Source organism: Ochrobactrum sp. XJ1 (assembly GCF_024701725.1).
In the GTDB taxonomy this organism is placed as follows: Bacteria; Pseudomonadota; Alphaproteobacteria; order Rhizobiales; family Rhizobiaceae; genus Brucella; species Brucella anthropi.
This window is the reverse complement of record NZ_VDGD01000058.1, coordinates 1-1,159: the sequence shown is the minus strand read 5'-3', so window position 1 is coordinate 1,159 and position 1,159 is coordinate 1. Positions and strand designations below refer to the sequence as shown.

The following is a 1,159-nucleotide window of genomic DNA, read 5'->3' as shown; positions in this document are numbered from 1 at the left end:
ATTACTCGATGATCGAGGAGACGATGCCTGCACCGACGGTGCGGCCGCCTTCACGGATAGCGAAGCGGAGCTTCTCTTCCATGGCGATCGGCACGATCAGGGTGACGTCCATAGCGACGTTGTCGCCAGGCATAACCATTTCCGTGCCTTCCGGCAGCGTGACAACACCGGTCACGTCCGTCGTGCGGAAGTAGAACTGCGGACGGTAGTTCGTGAAGAACGGCGTATGACGGCCACCTTCGTCCTTGGTCAGAATGTAGGCTTCTGCCTTGAACTTGGTGTGCGGCTTCACAGAACCCGGCTTGCAGAGAACCTGGCCGCGTTCAACGTCTTCACGGCCAACGCCGCGGATCAGAGCGCCGATGTTGTCGCCAGCCTGGCCCTGATCGAGCAGCTTGCGGAACATTTCAACGCCGGTAACCGTCGTCTTCGCCGTCGCCTTGATGCCGACGATTTCAACTTCTTCACCAACCTTGACGATACCGCGCTCAACGCGACCCGTCACAACCGTACCACGGCCCGAGATCGAGAACACGTCTTCGATCGGCATCAGGAACGGCTGGTCGATCGGACGTTCCGGGGTCGGAATGTAGTCGTCAACAGCGGCCATCAGCGAACGAACGGCGTCTTCGCCCAGTTCCTTCGAAGAATCTTCCAGAGCAGCAAGAGCCGAGCCCTTGATGATCGGAACTTCGTCGCCCGGGAAGTCGTACTTCGACAGAAGTTCGCGTACTTCCAGTTCAACCAGTTCGAGCAGTTCTGCATCGTCAACCTGGTCGCACTTGTTCAGGAACACGACGATTGCCGGAACGCCAACCTGACGAGCGAGCAGGATGTGCTCACGGGTCTGCGGCATCGGGCCGTCAGCGGCCGAAACAACCAGAATTGCGCCGTCCATCTGGGCAGCACCGGTGATCATGTTCTTCACATAGTCAGCGTGACCTGGGCAGTCGACGTGTGCATAGTGACGGTTCGGCGTTTCGTACTCGACGTGTGCCGTCGAGATCGTGATGCCGCGGGCGCGCTCTTCAGGAGCGGCGTCGATCTGGTCATACGCCTTGAACTCGCCGAAAAACTTCGTGATCGCTGCAGTCAGCGACGTCTTGCCATGGTCAACGTGACCAATCGTGCCGATGTTAACGTGGGGCTTCGTACGTTC

At 58.8% G+C, this 1,159-nt stretch carries 1 protein-coding gene; it reads right to left on the bottom strand.

Features of this window, described 5'->3' with window-relative positions:
- Position 1: 1 nt before the first annotated feature.
- A partial coding sequence (gene tuf, locus FG152_RS27120) for an elongation factor Tu (RefSeq protein WP_036579028.1) occupies positions 2–1,159 on the bottom strand: 1,158 nt, incomplete at its 5' end.